Annotated in this window: 3 protein-coding genes; all 3 read right to left on the reverse strand. The window is 70.8% G+C overall.

Annotation, left to right across the window (positions count from 1 at the left end; translation table 11 throughout):
* Nucleotides 1-309 precede the first annotated feature (309 nt).
* The 3 genes from G6019_RS12805 to G6019_RS12815 all read right to left on the reverse strand — a co-directional run bounded on the left by G6019_RS12805 (nt 310) and on the right by G6019_RS12815 (nt 3,538).
* On the reverse strand, nt 310-1,479 hold the full coding sequence (locus G6019_RS12805) for an acyl-CoA dehydrogenase family protein (RefSeq protein WP_107755927.1): 1,170 nt from the start codon (nt 1,477-1,479) through the stop codon (nt 310-312).
* A 228-nt stretch (nt 1,480-1,707) separates the two neighbouring features.
* The gene (purE, locus tag G6019_RS12810) at nt 1,708-2,220 is read right to left on the reverse strand and encodes a 5-(carboxyamino)imidazole ribonucleotide mutase (protein ID WP_107755926.1); all 513 of its coding nucleotides are present in this window, start codon (nt 2,218-2,220) and stop codon (nt 1,708-1,710) included.
* Nucleotides 2,221-2,251: 31 nt separating this feature from the next.
* Nucleotides 2,252-3,538, reverse strand: a complete 1,287-nt coding sequence (locus G6019_RS12815) for a 5-(carboxyamino)imidazole ribonucleotide synthase (RefSeq protein WP_182612413.1) — start codon at nt 3,536-3,538, stop codon at nt 2,252-2,254.
* Nucleotides 3,539-3,554 lie beyond the last annotated feature (16 nt).

A 3,554-nucleotide genomic window follows, 5' to 3' on the forward strand; every position in this document is an offset into this window, starting at 1 on the left:
GCCGGGCGCTCATCGCCGGCCGCGAGCGAGCCGACGCTCTCACCGTGCTCGCCCGGGTCTTCGCCTCCGGCGGTTCCGCCGTCCTCGTCACCGGTTCGGACGCGGATGCGCCCGACGTCGCCGACGTGGCCACGACGGAGCGGACCACTCTCACCCTCTGACCGGTCGCCCCCCGGACGAGAAGATCCGCCACCCACGCGCCGGATCCGCTCCCCGCGAGGGGGTGGCGGATCCGACCTCGCGAGCGGCGGATCGGCGGGGTTCGGTGCTCAGGCCCGCCCGGCTCAGGCCAGCCCAGCTCAGCTCAGCTCAGGCCAGCAGCTGACGCGCCATGACCATGCGGTTGATCTGGTTGGTGCCCTCGTAGATCTGGGTGATCTTGGCATCGCGCATCATGCGCTCGACCGGGAAGTCACGGGTGTACCCGGCGCCACCGAAGAGCTGCACCGCGTTGGTGGTGACCTCCATCGCGACGTCCGAGGCGAACGTCTTGGACGCCGCGGCCATGAAGCCCAGCTTCTGTCCGCCCGGTGCGCTGCCGCGCTCGGCGTTGGCGGCGGCGGTGTACACCATCAGACGCGAGGCCTGGACCTTCATCGCCATGTCGGCCAGCATGAACTGCGTGTTCTGGAAGTCCGAGATCGCCTTGCCGAACTGCTTGCGCTCCTTGGTGTAGGCGATCGCCGCGTCGAGCGCGCCCTGCGCCAGACCCACGGCCTGGGCACCGATGGTGGGGCGGGTGTGATCCAGCGTCTGCAACGCGGTCTTGAATCCCGTGCCCGGCTCGCCGATGATCCGGTCACCGGGGATCCGGACGTTCTCGAAGTACAGCTCCGCGGTGGGTGAGCCCTTGATCCCGAGCTTCTTCTCGGTCTTGGACACGCCGAATCCCTCGTCCTCCGCGTGCACCATGAACGCGGAGATCCCGCCGGGCCCCTTCTCCGGGTCCGTGACGGCCATGACGGTGTACCAGGTGGACTTGCCGCCGTTGGTGATCCACGCCTTGCCCCCGTTGAGGATCCAGTCGTCTCCGTCCTGGCGGGCGCGGGTGCGCATGGCCGCGGCGTCGGACCCCGCCTCGCGCTCGGACAGCGCGTAGGAGGCCATGGCGCCTTCGGCGATACCGGGCAGAACCTTCTGCTTGAGGTCCTCGTCGCCGGCGAGGATCAGGCCCATGGTGCCGAGCTTGTTGACGGCGGGGATCAGCGACGAGGAACCGCAGACGCGCGCGACCTCTTCGATGACGATGCAGGCGGCGACGGAGTCCGCGCCCTGTCCGCCGTACTCCTCCGGCACGTGGACCGCGTTGAACCCCGAGGCGTTGAGGGCGTCGAGCGCCTCCTGCGGGAACCGCTCGTTCTCGTCGACGTCCGCGGCGTGCGGCTCGATCTCCTTCTCCGAGAGCGCGCGGATCGCCGCGCGGAGCTCCTCGTGCTCCTCCGCGGGCTGGTACAGGTCGAAGTCGGGGTTACCGGACATGTGCGGTCCTCCAAGAGGGAATCGTCAGTGTTGATCGCGCGGCGGACACCGTCCGGGGCACCTCCCGGCGATCCCGACGGCGCCACTTCTCCGCCGTTCTCGCCGCGGGGCCTGACGTGCCGCGCCCGACCACCCAAGTTACCAGTCGGGCACCGTCCCCCTTGCCCTGGCGGCGGGGCCCCGCCGACCAGACTCGCCGGGACTCGGGCGGACGGGATCCCCCGGGGCTCAGCCGAGCAGTCTCTGGCGGAGCGCGGCGTCCTTGCGCTCGACCATCGCCTCCAGATCCGCCTGGAACCGCTCCATCCGCGACCGGAGCTCCGCGTCCGAGGCGGCGAGGATCCGGACCGCCAGGAGCCCGGCGTTGCGCGCGCCGCCTATCGACACGGTGGCCACGGGCACCCCGGCCGGCATCTGCACGATGGACAGCAGCGAGTCCATCCCGTCGAGGTGCTTCAGGGGCACCGGGACACCGATGACCGGCAGCGCGGTCGCGGAGGCGACCATCCCGGGCAGATGCGCCGCGCCACCGGCACCCGCGATCACCACCCGGATCCCCCGCCCGGCCGCCGAGCGGGCGTAGTCCAGCATCTTCTGCGGGGTCCGGTGCGCCGAGACCACCCCCACCTCGAAGGGGATGCCGAACTCGGCCAGGGCCTCCGCTGCGGCCTCCATCGTGGGCCAGTCCGAGTCGCTTCCCATGATCAGGCCGACCTGCGGCCCGCCGGATGGTGTGGTCATTGCGATGCCTCTCCGTCGAAAGGAAATGGGGTCAGCGGTCGAAGTCCCCGACCGGCGGCCCCGTGTGGGGGTCCCAGCCGTCAGCCCATTCCCCGTGGGAGAGCCAGTGGGCGGCGTGCTCGGCCACCGCACGCACCGTGTCCACCTGCTCGGGGTCATCCGGGTCGATACCGGGGTCGGCGAGCACGTTGACATGTCCGATCTTGCGTCCGGGCCGCTCGGACTTGCCGTAGAGGTGGACCTTGGCGTGGGGGAACCTGGCCCCGAGGTGGTGGACCCGTTCGTCCATGCTCATCTCGGGCGTCTCCGCGGCACCGAGGACATTGGCCATCACGGTCACGGGGGCGGTCGGGACGGTGGACCCGAGCGGATAGTCGAGAACGGCCCGCAGGTGCTGCTCGAACTGACTGGTGGTGGCTCCGTCCATGGTCCAGTGCCCGGAGTTGTGCGGACGCATGGCCAACTCGTTCACCAGCACTCCCGGGCGACCGTCGGAGCCGATGACCTCGAAGAGCTCGACCGCCATCACCCCGGTCACGTCGAGGTGCTCCGCCAGGCGTAGAGCAGTGGCCTGCACCGCGGACCGGAGATCGTCGGGCAACCCGGGGGCGGGTGCCACCACGACGGCGCAGATGCCGTCCCGTTGCACCGTCTCCACCACGGGCCACACCGCACCCTGGCCGAACGGCGACCGCGCGACGAGCGCGGAGAGTTCCCGTGTCCACGGCACCCGCGCCTCGGCCATCATCGGCACTCCGGCGTCCAGCTGCTCCTGCGCGATCCGCTCGGCCTGCTCGACCGACTCCGGCATCCACACACCACGACCGTCGTAACCGCCGCGCGCGGACTTGAGGACGATCCGCCCCTGTTGTTCGTCGTGGAAGCGCCGCACGTCCTCGACCGAGTCCACGGCCGTGAACGGCGGGACGGGTGCGCCGATCTCCGCGAGCGCCCGACGCATGACCAGCTTGTCCTGGGCGTGGATGAGTGCCGAGGCCCGGGGCCGGACCGCGACCCCGGCGGACTCGAGTTCCACCAGGATCTCCGGGGGGACGTGCTCGTGGTCGAAGGTCATCACATCGGCGCCGGCCGCGACACCGCGGACCGCGTCGGGGTCGTCGTGGGCGCCGATGACGACGTCGGGCGTCACCTGTGCCGCCGGATCCTGCGGGTCGGCGGCGAGCACGCGGAGGGTCTGGCCGAGAGCCACCGCCGACTGGTGTGTCATGCGGGCGAGCTGGCCACCCCCGATCATCGCCACGACGGGCGAACCGAGTGGATTGCGGCGGATGCGCGAGTCGTCGTTCACGGGGTCCATGTTCTCACGTACGGGC

This window comes from Dietzia sp. DQ12-76 (genome assembly GCF_014145045.1).
GTDB lineage: Bacteria > Actinomycetota > Actinomycetes > Mycobacteriales > Mycobacteriaceae > Dietzia.

Excerpts from the sequence above, each read along its gene's own strand:
- G6019_RS12805 (WP_107755927.1), bottom strand. The coding sequence starts at position 1,479 with ATGTCCGGTAACCCCGACTTCGACCTGTACCAGCCCGCGGAGGAGCAC.
- purE (WP_107755926.1), bottom strand. The coding sequence starts at position 2,220 with ATGACCACACCATCCGGCGGGCCGCAGGTCGGCCTGATCATGGGAAGC.
- G6019_RS12815 (WP_182612413.1), bottom strand. The coding sequence starts at position 3,538 with ATGGACCCCGTGAACGACGACTCGCGCATCCGCCGCAATCCACTCGGT.